General features: G+C 62.5%; 18 protein-coding genes. 7 read left to right on the plus strand and 11 right to left on the minus strand.

What is annotated here, in order from left to right; translation table 11 throughout:
- Positions 1 to 52: 52 nt before the first annotated feature.
- Positions 53 to 556, minus strand: a complete 504-nt coding sequence (locus EFR00_RS01730; RefSeq protein ID WP_077994221.1) for a GNAT family N-acetyltransferase — start codon at positions 554 to 556, stop codon at positions 53 to 55.
- Between the two features lie 151 nt (positions 557 to 707).
- Between EFR00_RS01730 and EFR00_RS01735 the strand changes: the two genes are divergently transcribed.
- Positions 708 to 1,124, plus strand: coding sequence for a VOC family protein (locus EFR00_RS01735; RefSeq protein ID WP_077994220.1), 417 nt, complete (start codon positions 708 to 710; stop codon positions 1,122 to 1,124).
- Position 1,125: 1 nt separating this feature from the next.
- On the opposite strand, the gene EFR00_RS01740 is transcribed toward EFR00_RS01735, so the two are convergent.
- Complete coding sequence (locus EFR00_RS01740) at positions 1,126 to 2,046, minus strand: helix-turn-helix domain-containing protein (protein ID WP_010059592.1); 921 nt, start codon at positions 2,044 to 2,046, stop codon at positions 1,126 to 1,128.
- A gap of 86 nt (positions 2,047 to 2,132) precedes the next feature.
- On the opposite strand from EFR00_RS01740, the gene EFR00_RS01745 reads away from it, so the two are divergent.
- From EFR00_RS01745 to EFR00_RS01765, 5 genes are all read left to right on the plus strand, one after another.
- Positions 2,133 to 3,407 (plus strand): extracellular solute-binding protein, encoded by a 1,275-nt coding sequence (locus tag EFR00_RS01745; protein WP_077994219.1) that lies wholly within the window; start codon positions 2,133 to 2,135, stop codon positions 3,405 to 3,407.
- Between the two features lie 88 nt (positions 3,408 to 3,495).
- Positions 3,496 to 4,356: a carbohydrate ABC transporter permease gene (locus EFR00_RS01750; protein WP_010056936.1), complete on the plus strand. Its 861-nt coding sequence runs from the start codon at positions 3,496 to 3,498 to the stop codon at positions 4,354 to 4,356.
- Positions 4,353 to 5,189, plus strand: a complete 837-nt coding sequence (locus EFR00_RS01755; RefSeq protein ID WP_010056938.1) for a carbohydrate ABC transporter permease — start codon at positions 4,353 to 4,355, stop codon at positions 5,187 to 5,189. The genes EFR00_RS01750 and EFR00_RS01755 overlap by 4 nt, the downstream gene beginning before the upstream one ends.
- Before the next feature lie 12 nt (positions 5,190 to 5,201).
- Positions 5,202 to 6,284: an ABC transporter ATP-binding protein gene (locus EFR00_RS01760; protein ID WP_040143026.1), complete on the plus strand. Its 1,083-nt coding sequence runs from the start codon at positions 5,202 to 5,204 to the stop codon at positions 6,282 to 6,284.
- Between the two features lie 35 nt (positions 6,285 to 6,319).
- Positions 6,320 to 8,323, plus strand: a complete 2,004-nt coding sequence (locus EFR00_RS01765) for an aldo/keto reductase (RefSeq protein ID WP_040143025.1) — start codon at positions 6,320 to 6,322, stop codon at positions 8,321 to 8,323.
- A gap of 42 nt (positions 8,324 to 8,365) precedes the next feature.
- Here the strand turns inward: EFR00_RS01765 and cydX are convergent, their stop codons facing one another.
- The 7 genes from cydX to EFR00_RS01800 form a co-directional block, all read right to left on the minus strand.
- The gene (gene cydX / locus EFR00_RS01770) at positions 8,366 to 8,488 is read right to left on the minus strand and encodes a cytochrome bd-I oxidase subunit CydX (protein ID WP_040143024.1); all 123 of its coding nucleotides are present in this window, start codon (positions 8,486 to 8,488) and stop codon (positions 8,366 to 8,368) included.
- Positions 8,489 to 8,501: 13 nt separating this feature from the next.
- Complete coding sequence (gene cydB / locus EFR00_RS01775; RefSeq protein ID WP_040143022.1) at positions 8,502 to 9,656, minus strand: cytochrome d ubiquinol oxidase subunit II; 1,155 nt, start codon at positions 9,654 to 9,656, stop codon at positions 8,502 to 8,504.
- Positions 9,657 to 9,662: 6 nt separating this feature from the next.
- Entirely contained in the window at positions 9,663 to 11,243 is a 1,581-nt protein-coding gene (locus EFR00_RS01780) for a cytochrome ubiquinol oxidase subunit I (protein ID WP_077994218.1), read from the minus strand.
- A 75-nt stretch (positions 11,244 to 11,318) separates the two neighbouring features.
- The gene (locus tag EFR00_RS01785; protein ID WP_040112968.1) at positions 11,319 to 13,010 is read right to left on the minus strand and encodes an amino acid ABC transporter ATP-binding/permease protein; all 1,692 of its coding nucleotides are present in this window, start codon (positions 13,008 to 13,010) and stop codon (positions 11,319 to 11,321) included.
- Entirely contained in the window at positions 13,007 to 14,746 is a 1,740-nt protein-coding gene (gene cydD, locus EFR00_RS01790; RefSeq protein WP_077994217.1) for a thiol reductant ABC exporter subunit CydD, read from the minus strand. The genes EFR00_RS01785 and cydD overlap by 4 nt, the downstream gene beginning before the upstream one ends.
- A gap of 4 nt (positions 14,747 to 14,750) precedes the next feature.
- Complete coding sequence (locus tag EFR00_RS01795; RefSeq protein WP_009994603.1) at positions 14,751 to 15,329, minus strand: GbsR/MarR family transcriptional regulator; 579 nt, start codon at positions 15,327 to 15,329, stop codon at positions 14,751 to 14,753.
- Positions 15,330 to 15,619: 290 nt separating this feature from the next.
- Complete coding sequence (locus EFR00_RS01800; RefSeq protein ID WP_077994216.1) at positions 15,620 to 16,219, minus strand: HupE/UreJ family protein; 600 nt, start codon at positions 16,217 to 16,219, stop codon at positions 15,620 to 15,622.
- 313 nt (positions 16,220 to 16,532) lie between these two features.
- Here EFR00_RS01800 and EFR00_RS01805 point away from each other — a divergent pair, with 313 nt between their 5' ends.
- Positions 16,533 to 17,564 carry a hydroxyacid dehydrogenase gene (locus tag EFR00_RS01805; protein WP_077994214.1) on the plus strand — a complete coding sequence of 344 codons (1,032 nt, stop codon included), beginning with the start codon at positions 16,533 to 16,535 and terminating at the stop codon, positions 17,562 to 17,564.
- A gap of 52 nt (positions 17,565 to 17,616) precedes the next feature.
- On the opposite strand, the gene EFR00_RS01810 is transcribed toward EFR00_RS01805, so the two are convergent.
- Both EFR00_RS01810 and EFR00_RS01815 read right to left on the minus strand, forming a co-directional pair.
- A complete protein-coding gene (locus tag EFR00_RS01810; RefSeq protein ID WP_077994213.1) occupies positions 17,617 to 18,618 on the minus strand; it encodes a Tim44 domain-containing protein in 1,002 nt (333 codons plus the stop codon).
- An 82-nt stretch (positions 18,619 to 18,700) separates the two neighbouring features.
- A complete protein-coding gene (locus tag EFR00_RS01815; RefSeq protein ID WP_040112963.1) occupies positions 18,701 to 19,159 on the minus strand; it encodes a YbaK/EbsC family protein in 459 nt (152 codons plus the stop codon).
- Positions 19,160 to 19,217 lie beyond the last annotated feature (58 nt).

Raw genomic sequence — 19,217 nt, forward strand, 5'->3', positions numbered from 1 at the left:
GGGCGTTAATAGGGCTACGGACGCGGGGCCTTCCGACGGGGCCTTCGAACGGTCAAACGGTGGGTGCCGGACGGGGCTTGGCATCCACCTTGAACCGTTTCTTGACCCGATCGACGGGCCTTCCGTCCAACAGCGGAACCTGGATGAGCCTGTCATAGGGCTCGAAGCCCATCTTTGCGTAATAAGCAAGACCGCCAACATTGTCGGCACGAATGGTCGCATTGATGAATTCGAGCCCGAGCTCTTCGGCTGCTGCCCGCGTCGCCGGAAAAAGGGCGCTGCCGGCGCCTGAGATCTTCGGGCTCATGCGGGCAAATGTTGCGATATCGGCATAACCCTTCGGCGGATCGCCGCTTAGCGACTGAAAGCCGACAAGCGACCGGTCATGCTCCGCCACATAACAGACAAGGGGAAACTCGCCGTCGATGAACCAATCTGCGAATTCCGCGGCGGTAAGCGGCGTCTCGAGCGCGGTTGTTCCGCCGGCCAGGATAATTTCGTTCAGGAGACTGCACAGCTCCTCCGCATCGGCGGATACCGCTCTTCGAATATGCATGACTTTGGTGGCCCCGTGTTTCGACGACAACCTAGTGGCGAGATTGAGAGAGCGCAAGCGCCCACCCGTCTGCAGCCTCCAGCAATCCCGCTCATCCAATATTCAAGCCGCCGCCGAAATCCGTTCTCATCCGCAAACGAAAGAAGCACCCATGCTGAAATTCTTTGAACATGTCGGCATGACGGTCAGTGACATGGACCGTACCATCGATTTTTACTGCCGCCTGCTCGGCCTGCGCCTGCATCTGCGCAAGACGATGGCCGACGGCTCTGGGATCGCCTTTCTCGATGCCGGCGGCGGCATGCTCGAAATCGTCGCGCCGGCCGGTGGTGCGGCAAGGGCGGTTGACGTTCCCGAGGGCACGGCAGGGCTACGGCATCTGACCTTCCTGTTCGAAAGTGTCGATGAGACATTCGCCCGGCTGGAACAGGCCGGCGTCGAGGTCAAGGAACGGCCGCGCCTGGCTGTCAATGCCGAAATTCTGCACAAGGTTGCCTTTCTGCGCGATCCCGATGGGATTCAGATCGAACTTGCCGAGAAACGGTCGTCTGTCGCCGCGGTGTTGTGAGCTAGTTCTGGAAGGAACCGGCGGGCACCGTCGTCACCAGCCGGATATCCCGGCGGAAATCCGATGGCGACATGCCGGCGATGTGGCGGAAGGATTTGTTGAAGGCGCTGATCGAACCGAAGCCGCTGTCCATCGCCACCTGCAACACATTGGCGCCCTCGCTCATCAGCATCGCCTGGGCGCGCGACAGCCTGAGCAGCGTCACATATTTGCTGATCGTCATGCCGGTCGATCGCTTGAACAGGTTCATCGCATATTTCGGGTGCAGATCGGCGGCGCGGGCGATGTCGACCGAATCGATGTCCTGCAGGAAATTGGCGGCGATGAAGTCGCACATGCGCGCGACGCTGCGCGAGGAATTCGGATGCGGCTGATCGCCTTCCAGGCTGACGGTCGTCTTCGATGTCGTCATCGAATAGGGTTCGAGCGCAATACGCTCGATGCGCAGCAGCAATTCATCGACGGCGTGCTGGGCCTTGGCGGAATCGCCGGACTTGGAATAGCGGAACCAGCGAGCGAAATTTTCGTTGTCGGCGGCATCGGTTGCCGAAGTCAGCAGCGTCTCGCCCTTCATCAGCCGGCTGGAAATGCTGATCGGCAAACGCAGCCGAAAGAAATAGATGAGCGGCAGGTGGGCGCCGGCGTAGAGCGAATCATCCGATGATTCGTCCATCTGATGCGGCTGGCCGCCCCAGAAGAGGCACATTTCGCCGGCGTTCAGCCGGAATTCGTGGTCGCTCATCCGATAATGAACAGTGCCGCGCATGACATAGTTGACCTCGACCTGCGCATGCCAGTGCGGCATGGCCATGACGAGCGGATGGGCATGAAACATCTGCAGCGTCGTCGGCGAACCCTCGATGCTGCCGGCGCCGGGCCGGTAGATTGCACTCGTGCCGATCTTACTTTCCGCCAAATCCATATTCCCTTTTTAGGAGACAGCCGCTCCCTTGCGGATAGTCTAACCGCGTTCGTGAAAGATCGGCAATTGAAAAGGGAGGATTTTCAATGCGCTTCAAACTTCTCGCCGCGACCACAGCTGTCGCACTGCTCGCTTCCGGCTCCGCCTTCGCGCAGTCGGCCAACCTGACCATCTGGAGCTGGAATGTCGCCGCGTCGGCATTGAAATCCACGCTGCCCGGCTTCAACAAGCAGTTTCCCGATATCAAGATCACCGTGGAGGATCTCGGAAACAGCCAGGTCTTCGACAAGACGCTCGCAGCCTGCGCTGCCGGCGGCGAAGGCTTGCCCGACATCGTCAGCATCGAGAATTTCGAAGCTGAAATCTTCTGGAGCCGCTTCCCGGATTGCTTTGCCAATCTGAAAGAGCTCGGTTACACAGCCGATATTCAGGCGAAGTTCCCCGACTTCAAGCGCACCGAGCTCGAGGTCGGCGATGTCGCCTATGCTATGCCCTGGGATTCCGGTCCCGTCGCCGTCTTCTACCGCCGCGATCTCTATGAAAAGGCCGGCGTCGATCCGAGCACCATCAGCACCTGGGACGATTTCATTGCCGCCGGCAAGAAGATCTCGGCCGCCAATCCCGGTGTCGTCATGGCACAGGCCGATTTCAACGGCGACAGCGAATGGTTCCGCATGATCGCCAACGAGCAGGGCTGCGGCTATTTCTCGACCGACGGCCAGAACATCACCATCAACCAGCCGGCCTGCGTCGCTTCGCTGCAGAAGGTAAAGGAGATGAAGGATGCCGGCACGCTGACGGCCGCCAACTGGGACGAAAAGATCCAGGCCAATACCGCCGGCAAGGCGGCAAGCCAGCTCTATGGCGGCTGGTATGAAGGCACCGTGCGCTCGACCTCTCCCGATCTCAAGGGCAAATGGGGCGTCTACAGAATGCCGAGCCTGACGGCCGACGGCCCGCACGCGGCCAATCTCGGCGGTTCGTCGCTTGCAATTTCGGCAGCGTCCGCAAACAAGGAAGCGGCCTGGAAGTTCGTCAACTATGCCCTCGGCAGCACCGAGGGGCAGGTGACCATGCTGAAGGAATTCGGCCTGGTGCCGTCGCTGCTTTCGGCCGAGAAGGATCCTTTCGTCAACGAGCCGCAGCCCTATTGGGGCGGGCAGAAGGTCTGGGCAGATATCCTGGCGACGCTGCCGAAGATCGTTCCGAGCCGCGGCACCGCCTTCCAGAGCGATGCTGAAGGCATCTTCAGGGCGACGCAGGCGAAGTTCTTCGCCGGCGGCTACCCCGATGCGAAAGCGGCTCTCGACGACGCCGCCAACCAGATCGCTTCGGCGACCGGTCTTCCCATCGCGCAATGAATGACGATGCCGGGCGCTCCGAGCGCCCGGCATTCCCCCGGCCTGCAACGCAGCCGGTCATTCATTTAGTTCGTGTGGAGGAAACTGGATGCCGTTCAGAACCCGGAGCGCCTATGCGTTCCTCGCTCCCTATCTGCTGATCTTTGCCACCTTCTGGATCTGGCCGATCATCAATTCGTTCCTGATTTCCTTTCAGAACACCCGCATCAACCCGTGGAAATACAGTTTCCAGTCCAATTGGGGCCGGCTCTTCTACGACCCTGCCTTCTATAACGCTCTTTACAACACGCTGATCATTCTGGTGATCCAGGTGCCGGTCATGATCGCGCTTGCGACCGTCATGGCCGTGCTGCTCAATTCGCCGCTCCTGAAAGCGCGTCCGCTTTTCCGTTTCGCCTTCTTTGCGCCGGTTGTCGTCGGTGAGGTCGCTTACGCAGCCGTGTTCCGGCTGATGTTCAGCCTCGATTTCGGCGTCATCAACAAGATGATTTCGGCCATCGGTTTCAGCCCGATATCCTGGTTCGACAATGCCAATGCGGCGATGGCCGTGATCATCCTCGCCGTCACATGGCGCTGGGCCGGCTATAACGCCATCATCATCCTCGCCGGCCTGCAGGCCATTCCCGACGATGTCTACGAGGCAGCAACGCTCGACCGGGTGAGCAAGGTACAGCAGTTCTTTCATATCACCCTGCCGCTGTTGAAACCGATCATCCTCTTCTGTGTGGTGCTTTCGGTGATCGGCACCATGCAGCTCTTCACCGAGCCCTTCCTCATCACCAATCGCGGCGGTCCCGGCGGCGGCACGGAAACACTCGGCCTCTTCCTTTATCGCCAGGGTTTTACCGCGCTGAACTTTGGCTATGCCTCGGCGATCGCCTATACGATGGCTGCCCTTGCCGTGGCGATCTCGCTTCTCAATCTCTGGGTCGGGAGGGATCCGAAATGAAATCCAAATCGCAATCCCTTCTGCTGCGCCAGATCGCGTTGCATGCCGCACTGGCGCCGCTTGCGATAATCTGGCTGTTTCCGCTCTGGATGATGTTCGTCTTCTCCACGATGCCCGACAACGGCATTTTCAGCCCTGACATCGTGCTGTGGCCATCGACCAACTTCGTCGAGAATTTCAAGAACCTGCAGGCCGATACCGATTTCATCGGGGCCATGGTCATCTCCATCGGCGTGGCGCTCATCTATACGGTGCTCTCGGTGCTGCTGACTTCGATGGCTGGCTGGGCACTGGCACGTTACCGTTTCGTCGGCCGCACCGTCGTCATCGCCATCATCCTCGGCACCATCACGCTGCCTTTCTCCGTGGTCGTCATCCCGCAATTCATCATGGTGGCGCGCGAGTTCAAGCTGGCAAACACCTGGGTGGCGCTGATCGTGCCGCCGCTGTTCAATTCGCTCGGCGTGCTGTTCATGCGGCAATCCTTCTCGATGATGCCGGGCGAGCTTTTCGATGCGGCCCGGGTCGAAGGCGTCAAGGAATGGCAGATCTTCCTGCGTATCGCCTTGCCGCTGGCGCGCCCGACCATGGCGGCACTGGCGATCATTCTCTTCCTGCACTCGTGGAACAATTACCTCTGGCCGCTGCTGATCAATTCCAGACCGGGCATGATGACGGCGCCGGTGGCATTGGGAACGCTGATCGGCCTCACCAAGGTCTCCTGGGGCGGCATCATGGCCGGCGCGGTGCTGCTGACGGCGCCGATCCTCGTCGTCTTCGTGGCTCTTCAGCGCCATTTCATCGCCGGCATCGCGGCCGGCGCAATCAAATAATCGGGAGGCCGCATGGCAGAGCTTTCACTCAGCAACATCGTCAAGCGCTTCGGCGGCTTCGAGATCATCCATGGCGCCGATCTGGAGGTGAAGGATGGCGAATTCGTCGTCTTCGTCGGCCCGTCCGGCTGCGGCAAGTCCACCCTGCTCAGGATGATCGCCGGCCTCGAGGACATTACCTCAGGCGAGCTTCGGATCGGCGGCAGGGTCGTCAACGACGTCGAGCCGGCCGATCGCGGCATCGCCATGGTCTTCCAGTCCTATGCGCTTTATCCGCACCTCACCGTCGAGGAAAATCTGAGCTTCGGCCTGCGCATGAACGGCAATCCGAAGGCCGATACCGAGCGGCGCGTGCGCCATGTCGCCGAGATCCTGCAGATCACCGAGCTGATGAAGCGGCGGCCGAAACAGCTTTCCGGCGGTCAGCGCCAGCGCGTCGCAATCGGCCGCGCCATCGTCCGTGAACCGGAAGTCTTCCTCTTCGACGAACCGCTATCGAACCTCGATGCCGAATTGCGCGTGCAGATGCGGGTAGAGATCTCCAGGCTGCACAAGCAGCTCGGTACCACGATGATCTATGTCACCCACGACCAGACGGAGGCGATGACGCTTGCCGATAGGATCGTCGTGCTGCGCGCCGGCAATATCGAGCAGATCGGCGCCCCGCTCGATCTCTATGACGATCCCGCCAACCAGTTCGTCGCCGGCTTCGTTGGCTCGCCGAAGATGAATTTCCTTAAGGCCGTTGTGGTCGAGACGCAGCCGGGCAGGGCGGTGATTGCACTCGAAAGCAACACCAATACGCGCCTGCCGCTGCCCGTCGCCGATCCCATCGAAGCCGGCGCGAAAGTGACGCTCGGCATCCGTCCCGAACATTTCGTCGATGCCGGCATGGGCGATGCCGATCTCACCGTCGCCATCGACGTCGCCGAACATCTCGGCAACACCAGCTATATCTACGCCGCCATTGGCAGCGAGCAGTTGATCATCGAGCGGCCGGAATCGCGTGTCGCCGGCAATCGCGAGACGCTGACCGTCGGCCTTCCCGCAAGCCACACATTCCTTTTCGACGGCGCCGGCAAACGGCTTCGCTAAACCCCTCCCAAGGCAGAAAGACGAAAGAGGTTTCCATGACGTCCGATCAACCGATCCGCTGGGGCATCATCGGCCCCGGCACCATCGCCCGCACCTTTGCCGATGGCGTCGCCCATTCGCGTACCGGCAAGCTGGTGGCAATCGCCACCCGTAATCCTTCCAAGCCGGGACTTGCCGAAAACTTCCCCGGCGCACGCATCGTCAACGGCTACGAAGCGCTGCTTTCCGACCCCGAGGTTGATGCGATCTACATTTCCGTGCCCCATACCGGCCATGCCGAATGGGCGATCAAGGCTGCGCGCGCCGGCAAACATATCCTGGTGGAAAAGCCGATCGCGCTGTCCGCCTATGATGCCGAGGCCGTCTACTACGAAGCCAAGAAGGCCGGCGTCTTTGCCGGCGAGGCCTTCATGTACCGCGTGCATCCGCAGACGGAGAAGCTGGTCGAACTCATCAAGAGCGGCGTCATCGGCACGCTACGCATCATCCGCTCGAGCTTCGGCTTCAATATGGGCAGCTATAAGCCGGAACACCGGCTGTTCGCCAACGATACAGCCGGCGGCGGCATTCTCGATGTCGGCGGCTATCCGGTCTCGATGGCCAGGCTGATTGCGGGTGCGGCGGAAGGCAAGGCCTTCCTCGAACCGGAGAAGGTTTCGGGTGTCGCTCATCTCGGCGAGAGCGGCGTCGATGAATGGGCGTCGGCCGTGCTCAAATTCCCGAACGAGATCATTGCCGAAGTCTCCTGCTCGATCATGGCGCAGCAGGACAACGTCCTGCGTATCATCGGCTCCGAGGGCCGGATCGAGGTCGCCGACTTCTGGTTCGCCTCCGGTCACAAAGGCGGCGTCGGCAAGATCGAAGTCTTCAAGGGCGGTAAACAGGAGACGATCGAGGTCAAGGAAGATCGCTGGCTCTATTCCTTCGAAGCCGATGCGGCGGGCGACGCCATCCGCGCTGGCAAAACCGAGTTCAGCACTCCAGGTATGAACTGGGCGGATTCGATCGGAAACCTGCGCGTGCTTGACCAATGGCGTGCCTCGGTCGGTCTCGAATACGGTGTCGAGAAGGCGGTCAAGCGCACGAACAATATTGCCGGCGGCCCGGTCACGCTCGGCAATAGCATTCCGCAGCGCCAGATCCCCGGCATTTCCAAGCCCGCTTCGGTCGTGACACTCGGCTTCGAGTTCTTCCCGAATTTCGCTGCCGCCTCGCTGACGCTCGACGCCTTTTACGAGGCAGGGGGCAATGCCTTCGATACGGCCTTTGTCTATGGCGCAGGCAAGACGGAGGCGATCTTCGGCGACTGGCACACCAGCCGCAAGGTGCCGCGCGAGGAGATCGTGCTGATCGGCAAGGGCGCCCATTCGCCGCTCTGCTACCCCGATATGATCGCAAAACAGCTCGATCAATCGCTCGCCCGGCTGAAGACCGACTATGTCGACGTCTATTTCATGCATCGCGACAATACCGACGTGCCGGTCGGCGAGTTCGTCGACGCCATGGATGCCGAGGTCAAGCGCGGCCGCATCCGTGGCATCTTCGGCGGTTCGAACTGGACGCGAGCGCGTTTCGACGAAGCCATCGCCTATGCCGAAAAGACCGGCAAGGCCGCGCCGGCCGCACTCTCCAACAACTTCTCGCTTGCCGAAATGCTCGATCCCATCTGGGCCGGCTGTGTTGCCGCTTCCGATGACGATTGGAAGAAATGGCTGAACGAGAAGCAGATCCCGAACTTTGCCTGGTCGAGCCAGGGTCGCGGTTTCTTTACCGGCCGCGCCGGCCGCGACAAGCGAGACGATGAGGAGATCGTGCGCGTCTGGTATTCCGAGCGCAACTTCGGACGCCGCGACCGCGCCATCGAACTTGCCAACAAGCTCGGCCGCAACCCGATCCACATCGCGCTCGCCTATGTGATCGCCCAGCCCTTCCCGGTCATCCCGCTGATCGGGCCGCGCACCGTCGCCGAACTGGAAGACAGTCTCTCCGCACTCGACATCCGGCTGACGCCCGAACAGGTAAAGTGGCTGGAAGGCTGACCCAATAGAAGGGCGCGGCTTGAAGCCGCGCCCTTTCCCTAATTACTTCAACGTTTCGGACGCCTTCTTCTTGGCGGCGTCGTCCATCAGCTCATACCACATGGCGTTGAGGACGGCGAAGGCGGCGGCCAGCGGCAGGCCGAGGATCCATGCGAAATACCACATCGTTTCGTCTCCCTCAGTAGGCGTGACTGTTCTTGTCGGTGACCGACTTCTCGTCGACCTTGCCCCACAAAACCTTGTAGACCCAGGCGGTGTAGGCAACGATGATCGGCAGGAAGATCACCGTCACGACCAGCATGATGAACAGCGTCATATGGCTGGAGGATGCATCCCACACCGTCAGGCTCGATCGCGGATCGAGCGAGGAGGGCAGAATGAACGGGAACATCGCCAGACCGACCGTGGAGATGATGCCCAGTATCGCCATCTTGCTGAAGATGAGCGTCGTCACCTCGCGTCCTGCCCGCATTGCGAGTAAGGCCAGTGCCGCACCTGCAAAGCCGAGGACAGGCGCCAGGATCATCCACGGATGGGCGTTGTAATTGGCAAGCCATGCGCCATTCTCGATCACCACGCTCTTCAGCAGCGGGTTTGACGGTCCGATCGGGCTGATATCGCTGGCGATGCGATAGCCGCCAACGCCGATCCATAGGAAGAGGCCGCCGAGGGCAAAGAGCACGATGGCGGCAAGGGCGGCGATACTGCCATAGCTTCTGGCCCGCTCCGCCACCGGCCCGCTCGCCTTCAAGACCAGCCAGGCGGCGCCGTGCATCGTCAACATGGCGACGGACAACAGCCCGCAGAGCAGCGCATAGGGGTTAAGCAAAGCAAAGAACGAGCCTTCGTAGAAGATCCGCATGTCCTCGGCAAAGCGGAACGGCACGCCCTGCAGCACGTTGCCCACGGCAACGCCGAAGATCAGCGCCGGCACGAACCCGCCGATGAAAAGCGTCCAGTCCCAGGCGTTTCGCCAGCGGACGCTTTCCCGTTTCGACCGGTATTTGAAGCCGACCGGGCGCAGGATGAGCGCGAAAAGGATCGCGAACATGGCGAGATAGAAGCCCGAGAAGGAGACCGCATAAAGCGGCGGCCAGGCGGCGAAGATGGCGCCGCCGCCGAGGATCAGCCAGACCTGGTTGCCTTCCCAGGTAGCGCCGATCGTGTTGATCGCCACGCGCCGCTCCGCATCGGTCCTGGCAACAAAGGGCAAAAGCGTGCCGACTCCGAGATCGAAGCCGCCTGTCGTTGCAAAAGCGATCAATATCACGCCGAGCAGTAGCCACCAGATGAGGCGCAGGGTTTCGTAGTCGATGAGTTCGTGAAGGATCATGGCAGGTCACTCCGCGGCCGGGACGAGGGTTTCGGAAATCAGGACGGCTTCCGGGTCGTCGTCCGGTTCCGGCCCCTGGCGGATCGCCTTGATCATCAGGCTCATCTCGATGACGATCAGCACCGTGTAAAGCGCGGCAAAACCGATGATCGTCAAAAGCACCGTGCCGGCGCCGAGGCTGGAGACGGCGGCCGCCGTCGGCAGCACGCCTTCGATCACCCAGGGCTGGCGGCCGAATTCGGCGACGACCCAGCCGAGCTCGATGGCGACCCAGGGCAGGGGGATTGCCAGCATGGCAATCTTCAGCAGCAGCGGATATTTATCGAGATGGCGCCGGGCCGACAGCCAGAAGAAAGTGGCGGTCAAGAGGATGAAGAACATGCCGAGGCCGACCATGATGCGGAAGGACCAGAAGAGCGTCGGTACATGCGGGATCGTGTCACGCGCAGCCTGCACGATCTGCGCGTCGGTCGCTTGCCGCGGATCGTCGACGTAGCGCTTCAGAAGAAGCGCGTAGCCGAGATCATGGCCGAGATCCTCGAAGGAGCTGCGCACTTCCTGCGCGACCTGGTCCTGCGCCGGCGTCGCACGGATCTGCATCAGCGCGTCGTAAGCCTTGATGCCGTCGCGGATTCGCACCTCGGCCTGCTGTTCGAGCTTGTCGATGCCGGGGATTTCGGTCGTCAGCGACCGTGTGCCGATCAGTCCCATGACCCAGGGGATATGCACGGCGAAATGCGTCTCGCGCGCTTCCTGATCGGGGAAACCGAAGGCGGTGAAGGCAGCCGGCGCCGGCTCCGTCTTCCACATGCCTTCGATAGCGGCGAGCTTCATCTTCTGGTTTTCGGTCGCGAGATAACCGCTCTCGTCGCCGAGCACGACGACCGAAAGAGCCGAGGCGAGGCCGAAGGAGGCGGCGACCGTCATCGAGCGCTTGGCAAGCTCGATATGCCGGCCCTTCAGCACATACCAGGCCGAGACGCCGAGCACGAAGATCGAGGCGCAGACATAACCCGCCGACACCGTATGAACGAATTTCGCCTGGGCGACCGGATTGAAGACCACATCGAAGAAGCTGGTGATCTCCATGCGCATCGTCTGCGGATTGAGCGCCGATCCCACCGGATTCTGCATCCAGCCGTTGGCAATGAGGATCCAGAGCGCGGAGAAATTCGAACCGAGCGCCACTGCCCAGGTGGCGACGAGATGGCCGACCTTCGACAGCTTGTCCCAGCCGAAGAAGAACAGGCCGACGAAGGTCGCCTCGAGGAAGAAGGCCATCAGGCCTTCGATCGCCAGCGGCGCGCCGAAGATATCGCCGACATAATAGCTGTAATAGCTCCAGTTCATGCCGAACTGGAATTCCATGACGATGCCGGTGGCGACGCCGAGCACGAAATTGATGCCGAACAGCGTGCCCCAGAATTTCGTCATCTGCCGCCAGATCTGGCGGCCGGTCATGACATAGACGGTTTCCATGATCGCCAGGAGCACGGACAGGCCGAGCGTCAGCGGCACGAACAGGAAGTGGTAAAGCGCCGTCAGCGCAAATTGGAAGCGCGATAGCGCGACGATATCTAGTTCCATTGTCTTTCTCCCACGGTCCCACGGGGTACGGAGCGTTTCTCAGCGCCGGCTGGCGCTGAGGGCATGCGGTCGTGCTCAGTCCGGCCGAAGCCGATCGAGCGCCTTTTCGAACGCCGCCTCCCCACGGCGTGAAACTTCTGAAATGCGGCCGCCTTCGATGACGGCGATGCGGTCTGCGATCGCAGCTTCGCGGCGGATATGGGTGGCGATCACCAGCGAGCGACCCTGCGCCATTGCCGAGAGGCGACAGAGCACGTCGCGGGCGGTGGCGCCGTCGAGACCCTCGGTCGGCTCGTCGAGCAGCCAGAGCGGCGTGTCGCGCAGGAAGAGCCGGGCAAGCGCCAGCCGGCGCGACTGGCCGCCTGAAAGGCCGAGGCCGCCTTCGCCGAGAAGCGTATCGATCCCCCGCGGCATGGTCTCGACATCGGCAAGCAGGCCGGCGGCAGCAAGCACCTCCCGAAGACGGGTCTCGCTCGCATCCGGGTCGGCAAGAGCGAGATTGCCGCGCAGACTGTCCTCGAAGAGTTCCGTCCGCTGCGTCAGCAAGGACGCCGTTACCGCCGCAACACTTTCCGTTCTTGCCGGCAGTTCCCCGGAAAGCAGAGCGAGGAGGCTCGACTTGCCGGCACCACTGCTGCCGATCACCGCGAGGCGTTCGCCCTGCTGAAGTGTGAGTTCGCTGACCTGGAGTGCCGGCACGGCGGAATTTTCATGGAATGCGGACACAGCGGCCAGCGAAAAAGCAAATCCCGGCAGCGGCAGCCCCATAGGTTCTGGCGTTGCGGCGGCGGCAAGCCGCGGCGCGACGCGCTTTGCCGCAAGCAGGGTTCGGCCAAGTTCCAGGGCACCACGGCGCAGAGCTGTAAAGGGTTCGGCGGCCGCAAAGGCGACGAGCAGGCCGAGGGCTGCAACCGGCGTGGTAATCGCGTTGGTTTCCGCAAGGGCGGCGACGGCAAGCAGCGATGCCGTCAATAGCAGGGTGGAGACGAGGCCGAAGGCGAATGTCAGGCCGGTTTCGACGCGGTTCAGCCGGTCGTCGGCGCGGCCGGCATAGTGGTCGGCGGCAGCGATCGCGCTCCTCTGCGCAGCAAGTCGGCCGGCCATCAACAAGTCGGTGTGACCGGCGACGAGATCGATCGTCCGCGACCGCAGTGCCTCGATGCCATGGGCGCGCCTGCGGGCATGTTTGCGCGCCGCCCGAGCAGCGATCAAAGGCAGCCCCAGGCCGGTGCCGGCGAGAAAGACGCCGAATAACAGGCCGAACAGCGGATGCATGAGCCCCAGCACGAGGCTTGCCGCAAGGGCAGCGCCGATCGCCACCGCGGCCGGCACAAGGATCCTGAGATAAAGAGAGTCGAGCGCATCGATATCGGCCGTCAGCCGGAAGAGCAGCCTTGTTGGACGATGCAGGAGCGTGCGTGCGGCACCCGGTTCGGCGAAGCCGCGAAACAGTCTTTCGCGAAGAGCGGCCAGCACGCCGAGCGTCGCGTCATGGGTCGCCAGCCTTTCACCATACCGTGCCGCCGTCCTGATGATGGCGAGCAGGCGGATGCCGGCTGACGGTGCGAAGACGTCGAAGGTGACGGCGGCAGCGGCCGAAAGGCCGGCAAGCGAGGTGGCGGTGATGAACCAGCCGGACAGGCCGAGCAGGGCGATGCCCGCCGTAACCGTCGCTGCCGAAAGTGCTGCGCCGAGCAGCAGAGCGCGCCTGCGCTCGGCAAAGAACAGGCTCAGGATCGGCTTGAGATCTGCAGTGAATGTGCTCACTCCGCGGCCTCCCTCACAATAAACTCGGCGTCCATGCGCACGGTGCGGTGCATGCGCGCGGCCAGCAATGGATCATGGGTGGCAACGATCAAAGTGCGGCCACGGGAAAGCGACAGCAGGCTCTCGGTGATTTCGGCGGCAGTGGCGGCGTCGAGATGCGCGGTCGGCTCGTCTGCGAGGATGATCCTCAGATGCGGATTGTAGGCGGCGCGGGCGATCGCCAGCCGCAGCGCCTCGCCGCCGGAAAGCCCGATGCCGCCTTCGCCGAGCGGTCGGCCGCCATAGGCGGCGGCTACTTTTTCCAGTCTCGCCGCATCAAGCGCACCCGTCACATCGCCGCGTGGGATGTCGGACCTGCCGAGCGTGATGTTGCCCGTAATGGTGCCGGCAAAAAAATGCGGCTTCTGGCCGATCCACGCCATGCCGCCGCGCAAGAGCGCGGCGGTGTCATCCGCAAGCTCGACGCCGCCGATGACGATGCGACCACCGGTGCAGGGCGCCAGCCCCGCCATCAGTGAAAGAAGCGTCGATTTGCCGGAACCGCTGGCGCCGAGAAGCGCCAGATGTTCACCGGCGGCAATATCGAGATCGAAGCCGCAGAGGACCAGCGGCTCATCGGCGGCGTAGCGGAAATCGACATTCTCAAAACGGATGTGCGGCGCCTCGGTGCCCTGGGCTGTCGCGGCTTCGGCCGATCCTCGAATGGACAGACCGCCGGCAGCCAAGGCGTCCATAGCTTTCAGCGCCGCTTCGCCGGCGGCCCGATCGTGCCAGACCGCCGAAAGCTCGCGCAGCGGCTCGAAGAAGGCCGGCGCCAGCAGCAGTATGAACAATCCCTCGATCAGGTCGAGCCGGCCTGCCCAGGTGCCGAAGCGGATCTCGCCGAGCAGGCTGAAACCGACATAGACGGCAATCATCGCCACGCCGAGTGCTGCGAAAAGTTCGAGCACGGCCGAGGAAAGAAAGGCGATCTTCAGCACCGCCATGGTGCGCGCACGCAGCGACTCCGCCTCGCGGCGCAGCCTGAGCGCGGTGGCATCCACCGCCTTGAGCGCACGGATCGTCGCCAGTCCGCGCAGCCGATCGAGCAGGAAGCTGTTGAGGCCGCCGGTGGCAATAAGCTGTTTTCCGCTGGCCGCCTGGGCACGCCAGCCGATCAGCGCCATGAAGATCGGGATCAGCGGCGCGGCAAACAGCAGCACCAGCGCGGCAATCCAGGAGACCGGAAGGATGACGGCAAGGATGACGAGCGGCACAAGGCTCGCCTTCACTCGCGCCGGCTGGAAACGGGCGAGATAGGGCACTATGAGTTCAGCCTGCTCGCCCAGCACACTTGCGGCTTTGCCGGAGGCCGGTCGGCCTCGATCGATCGGCGACGACGTGGAGAGCGTCGCAACCGCGGTCCGCCGCCTGCGGCTGAGCTCGGCGCGCGCGATATGAAAGGCCAGGCGGCCGCCGGCCGTGTCGAGACAGCCTCTTGCCAGTCCGAGAAGAAGGATGCCGAGGGCCGGCCAGACAACGGCCTGCAATCCGCTGCCATCGGCGATGCGGCCGACCGAGACGGCCAGTAACCCGGCCTGCGGAATCCAGATCGCGGCGGCGAGTGCCTGCAGCATCGCCGCTCGGCGCAACCCTCTTTTCGCATCATCCTGACCGGTGAGGGGCGAGACGGTATCGCCGTTCAGCGCCGGCTCAGTCTCCCTCCTGTCCTTCGCGTCGAAAAAAGCAGTGCCCATGGCGCTAACTCTTGTTCGCAGGATTCGGCCGGCGGCTGCGGCCGAGCGAAACCACCCGGTCCTTGGCCTCCAGAAGCTTCGTCACTTTCGCGCCCAGCGAGAGGAGCGTCGCGAGCCTTTCGGTTTCAAGCTGTTTAACGTCCTCGTACCAATGGGTCAGCTGCTCGATCAGCGTGTGCATTTCGCTCATGCGCTGTTGCGCGTGCCGTTCGGCCTCGCTGGCAGGGCGCTGCATCAGGATCTCGCGCAGAACCGACAGCGTCGGATCGACTTCCCGCTTCTTTCGTTCCTCGGCAAGCGTCCGCAAAATCAGCCAGACATCATCGGGCGTCGTGAAGAAATCGCGGCGGTCGTCCGGCTTGTGTTTGAGAAGGACGAGGTTCCATGCCTGAAGTTCGCGCAGGCTCATCGAAACATTGGAGCGCGAGATGCCGAGCGAGTCGGCAATCTCCTCGGCGCAGAGCGGCGCCGGCGAGACGAAAAGCAGCGCATAGATCTGGCCGACCGTGCGGTTGATTCCCCAGCGAGATCCCATTTCGCCGAAGTGGAGAACGAAGGACTGGACGAGAGGCGGAAGGTTCATAGCGGTTTCCGTTCCAACTGTGATTTCAGAAATTTCTGAAATCACTATACTGACTCTCGCACCCCACCGACAACCGGCAAGGCGGCCCTGCGTCAATTTGGATGTCCGTTCGTTGATCGTGCGTCAGCTATAGCCCGACGCGACAGGAGAGGATTTGATTTAGGTCAAGTCCGCCGCACTTTGAGCGATGACGCAGAAACGCCCGGTTATGCCACGCAAACCGAGCGTTCTCGTTGCACCGTGATGTTTTGGAAGCGTTTGCCGCCGGGGCGGCTGCAATGCCGTCAGGTTCAGATCAAGCCGGCCAGGATGCCGACGCCCGCGATGGTAGCAATACCGCCGGCCGCGCGAGTTACGAAGACGCCCTGCCGTTCGCCGGCCCGGCTGATGACGTAACCAAGGGAGAGGCCGGCGACGTGAAGCAGTGCAGTGGCGATCATGAACCCAGCGGCATAGGCGGCGCCGGCCGCATCTTCCGGCATTTCGGCGCCATGCGCATGGCCATGAAAGATGGCGAAGAATCCGACCATGCCGAGCGCTGCGGCAAGCGGCGCCCTGACATTGAGGGCAACGACGGTGCCGAGAACGATGACGGAAAACGCGATGCCGATTTCAACAAAGGGAACATTGACGCCGGCAACACCGAGAGCCCCGCCAATCGCCATCACCATGATGAAGGTTGCCGGCAGCAGCCAGAGAGCACGGCCGCCGAGCTGGAAAGCCAAAACGCCGACCATCACCATGGCGAGGACATGATCGAGTCCGGACAGCGGATGAGCAAAGCCATGGCTGAACCCGGCGGCTTCGCCAACGGCAGGATGGGCGGAAGCGACTGCCGGAAGCGCTACAGCAGCCAAGGCAAGCAGGCCGCTCTTCAGTGCTGATTTCATTGTCGATTCCCTCGCGTTTTCGAAAATCCTGCGGCTGCCGAAGACCAGGGCTGGCTCGCGCCCCTGAAGCTAATTCAAGGGATTCGCAGCGTCAATGGAAAAGTCATTAAATAACAAGTCAATTCAACTGCTTATCTGATAGGCAATTGCCGCTTTCCATTGCTTCTCGCCGCGCCGGTCGCTCAGGAGCGACGCCGATTTTACGGATCGCGCTCTGCATTCCTCTTTGGCGAACTGGAAACAGCTGCAGGCAGGGGCTATGAACCCTTCAGAGGCGAGGCGATGCAAGCCGCCCGCGATGGAGGACACACCCATGACGAATGCCGAACGGCCGCTGGCGATCAGTGCGCCCGAACCGCGCACGCTCGATCTGATCTTCAGCGATCGGGCGCGCGCCGAATTGCATGCGAAATACGAGGTGGTCGAAGCCGATCCGGAGAATATCGCCGGGCTTGGCGACGAGATCCTCGGCAGAGCGCGCTACATCATCGGCCAGCCGCCGCTTTCGGCGGAAACGTTGGCCAGAATGCCGGTCCTGCGATCGATCCTCAACGTCGAAAGCAATCTCCTGAACAACATGCCCTATGACGTGCTCTTCCAGCGCGGCATCCATGTCGTGACGACGGGCCAGGTCTTCGCCGAACCGGTCGCCGAAATCGGTCTCGGCTTCGCGCTGGCCTTGGCGCGCGGCATCGTCGATGCCGATGTCGACTTTCGCCACGGCAGCGAACTCTGGGGAGGGGAGGGCAATGCGAGCGCGCGACTGATCGCAGGCTCCGAGATCGGCATTGTTGGCTTCGGCGATCTCGGCAAGGCGCTGCGTCGCGTGCTGTCCGGCTTCAGGGCGCGCATCAGGGTCTTCGATCCCTGGCAGCCCCGCTCGATCCTCGAGGAAAACGGCGTCGAACCGGCAAGCCTGGAGGATGTGCTGACCAAGAGCGATTTCGTCTTCGTCGTCGCAGCCGTCACCAGCGAGAACAGGGGATTCCTTGGCGCCGAGGGCTTCGCCAGCATGCGCAAGGGCGCGGCCTTCATCCTGCTCAGCCGCGCCGATGTCGTCGATTTCGATGCGCTGATGGCGGCCGTCTCGTCAGGCCATATCGTCGCGGCGAGCGATGTCTATCCTGAGGAGCCGCTGCCGCCCGATCATCCGGTGCGCGGCCTGAAAGGCTTCATCCGCTCGGCGCACCGGGCCGGCGCCCTCGACAGCGCCTTCAAGAAGATGGGCGACATGGTGCTGGAAGATATGGACCTGATGGATCGTGGCTTGCCGCCGATGCGCTGCAAACGGGCGGAACGCGAGACGGTCTCCCGCATGCGCTCCAAACCGGTCGCGGTCAACTAAAATGCCACCCAAGCTGACCGGCAGCTTGGGCGGCACAAACAGAGGCGCTGTTTTAAGCGGCGCGCTGGCCGGTGCCCTGGATAGCAGCGAGCTTCCAGTCCGCTCCGGGCCTGCGCACGAAGGTCCAAATCTCGGTGCTTTCGCTCGGTCGGCCGTCATCCCCGGAAATGACACGACCGCTGTCACGTTCGACCATGGCATCGATCGAGGAGTAACGCATGGCGAGCGTCGCATATTCCTGGCCGTCTTCGCGCCAGGCCTCGGCGATATCACCCTGCAGCAGCTTGACGTCGGAGACGCGGTTGCGCACGCCGTTGGTGGCGTTTTCGCCGAGCTCCTCGGCAAGATAGGACATCGCTTCCGGTGTCGTCAGCCGGCGCAACGTGCCATAGTCTTCGGCGCCATAGGCGGTCTGCACGCTCGTCAGCAATTCTTCGAACTGATCGAGGTCGGCCTGTGCCAGCCCGATCTCATCCTTCGGCCGATTGCCGCGCGCCTGTCCACCGTAACCAGCGCCCGAGCCGATCGCCGGGATTTGGAAGGATGAATTGTTCGACGGCGACATATTGAAAGACTGGCCGTAGGACCGGCTCTGGCCGCCAACCCCATAGGAAGGCTGCCGGCGGTTGGCGAAATAACGCATGGCGAGCATGATGGCGCCGCCAATCAGAGCGATCTGCAGCAGCATGCCGAGGAAGCCGAAGCCGCCGCCGAAACCGTGACCGAGCAGCATGCCGAGCAGGCCGCCGGCAATCAGGCCGCCGATCATCGAACGCCCGAAGCCGTTGAAGAAGCCGGGCCGCTGGGCGCCGAGCGGCTGCTGGGCCGTAGCGGGCGCAGTTGTGCGCGGCGTCATCGACCGTTCGATCGGCGCAGCAGTGTTCGGCGCGGTTTGGGTGACGGGCGGAGCCTGGAATGTACGCGTGCCGCGGCTGCCGAAACCGGAACCGCCGGCGCGGCGCGCCTCGGCATCACCAAGCGAAGCAAAAACGGTAGCGCTCGTCAGTACGGCAATCGCCGCAAACTTGGCAAAACGCGAAACGGTACCCGGCATTCCTGATCTCCTGTCCATGCTCCACGGCATATCGAGAGCTAATATAGGGACTCTTTCCCAGGTTTGAAGTTCTTTTGCCGCTTTACTGGCAGACATCGACCCAGCTCGCGCCGGTAAGCTCCGCCAGCCGTCCGGTGCCGATGCGCACGGCCGAATTGGTCGAGCCGGCCGCAGGCACGACTTCGTCGAAGCGCTTCAGCGAAACGTCGCAGTAAATGGGCAGCGGCGAAGGCAGGCCGAACGGGCAGACACCGCCGACCGGATGGCTGGTGACCGCCACGACCTCTTCTGCGTCGAGCATGCGCCCCTTTGCTCCGAACGTGTCCTTGAACTTGCGATTGTCGAGTCGCGCCGTGCCACAGGCGACGACCAGCATCATCTGCTCGCCGACGCGCAGGCAGATCGTCTTGGCAATCTGCGCGGGCTCGACGCCGTGGGCTTCGGCGGCAAGCGCCACCGTCGAGGAGCTCTCGGTGGTTTCGATGATGTCGATATCGGGTGCATGCGCACGGAGGAAGGCGCGGACGGATTCTAGGCTCATGGGGGCAATGCTAGACCAGCAAAAGCGCAATTTGAAGCGCAAAACATCCCCGCCGGAA

The sequence above is a fragment of the Rhizobium sophoriradicis genome (assembly GCF_003939025.1).
GTDB classification, from domain to species: Bacteria; Pseudomonadota; Alphaproteobacteria; order Rhizobiales; family Rhizobiaceae; genus Rhizobium; species Rhizobium sophoriradicis.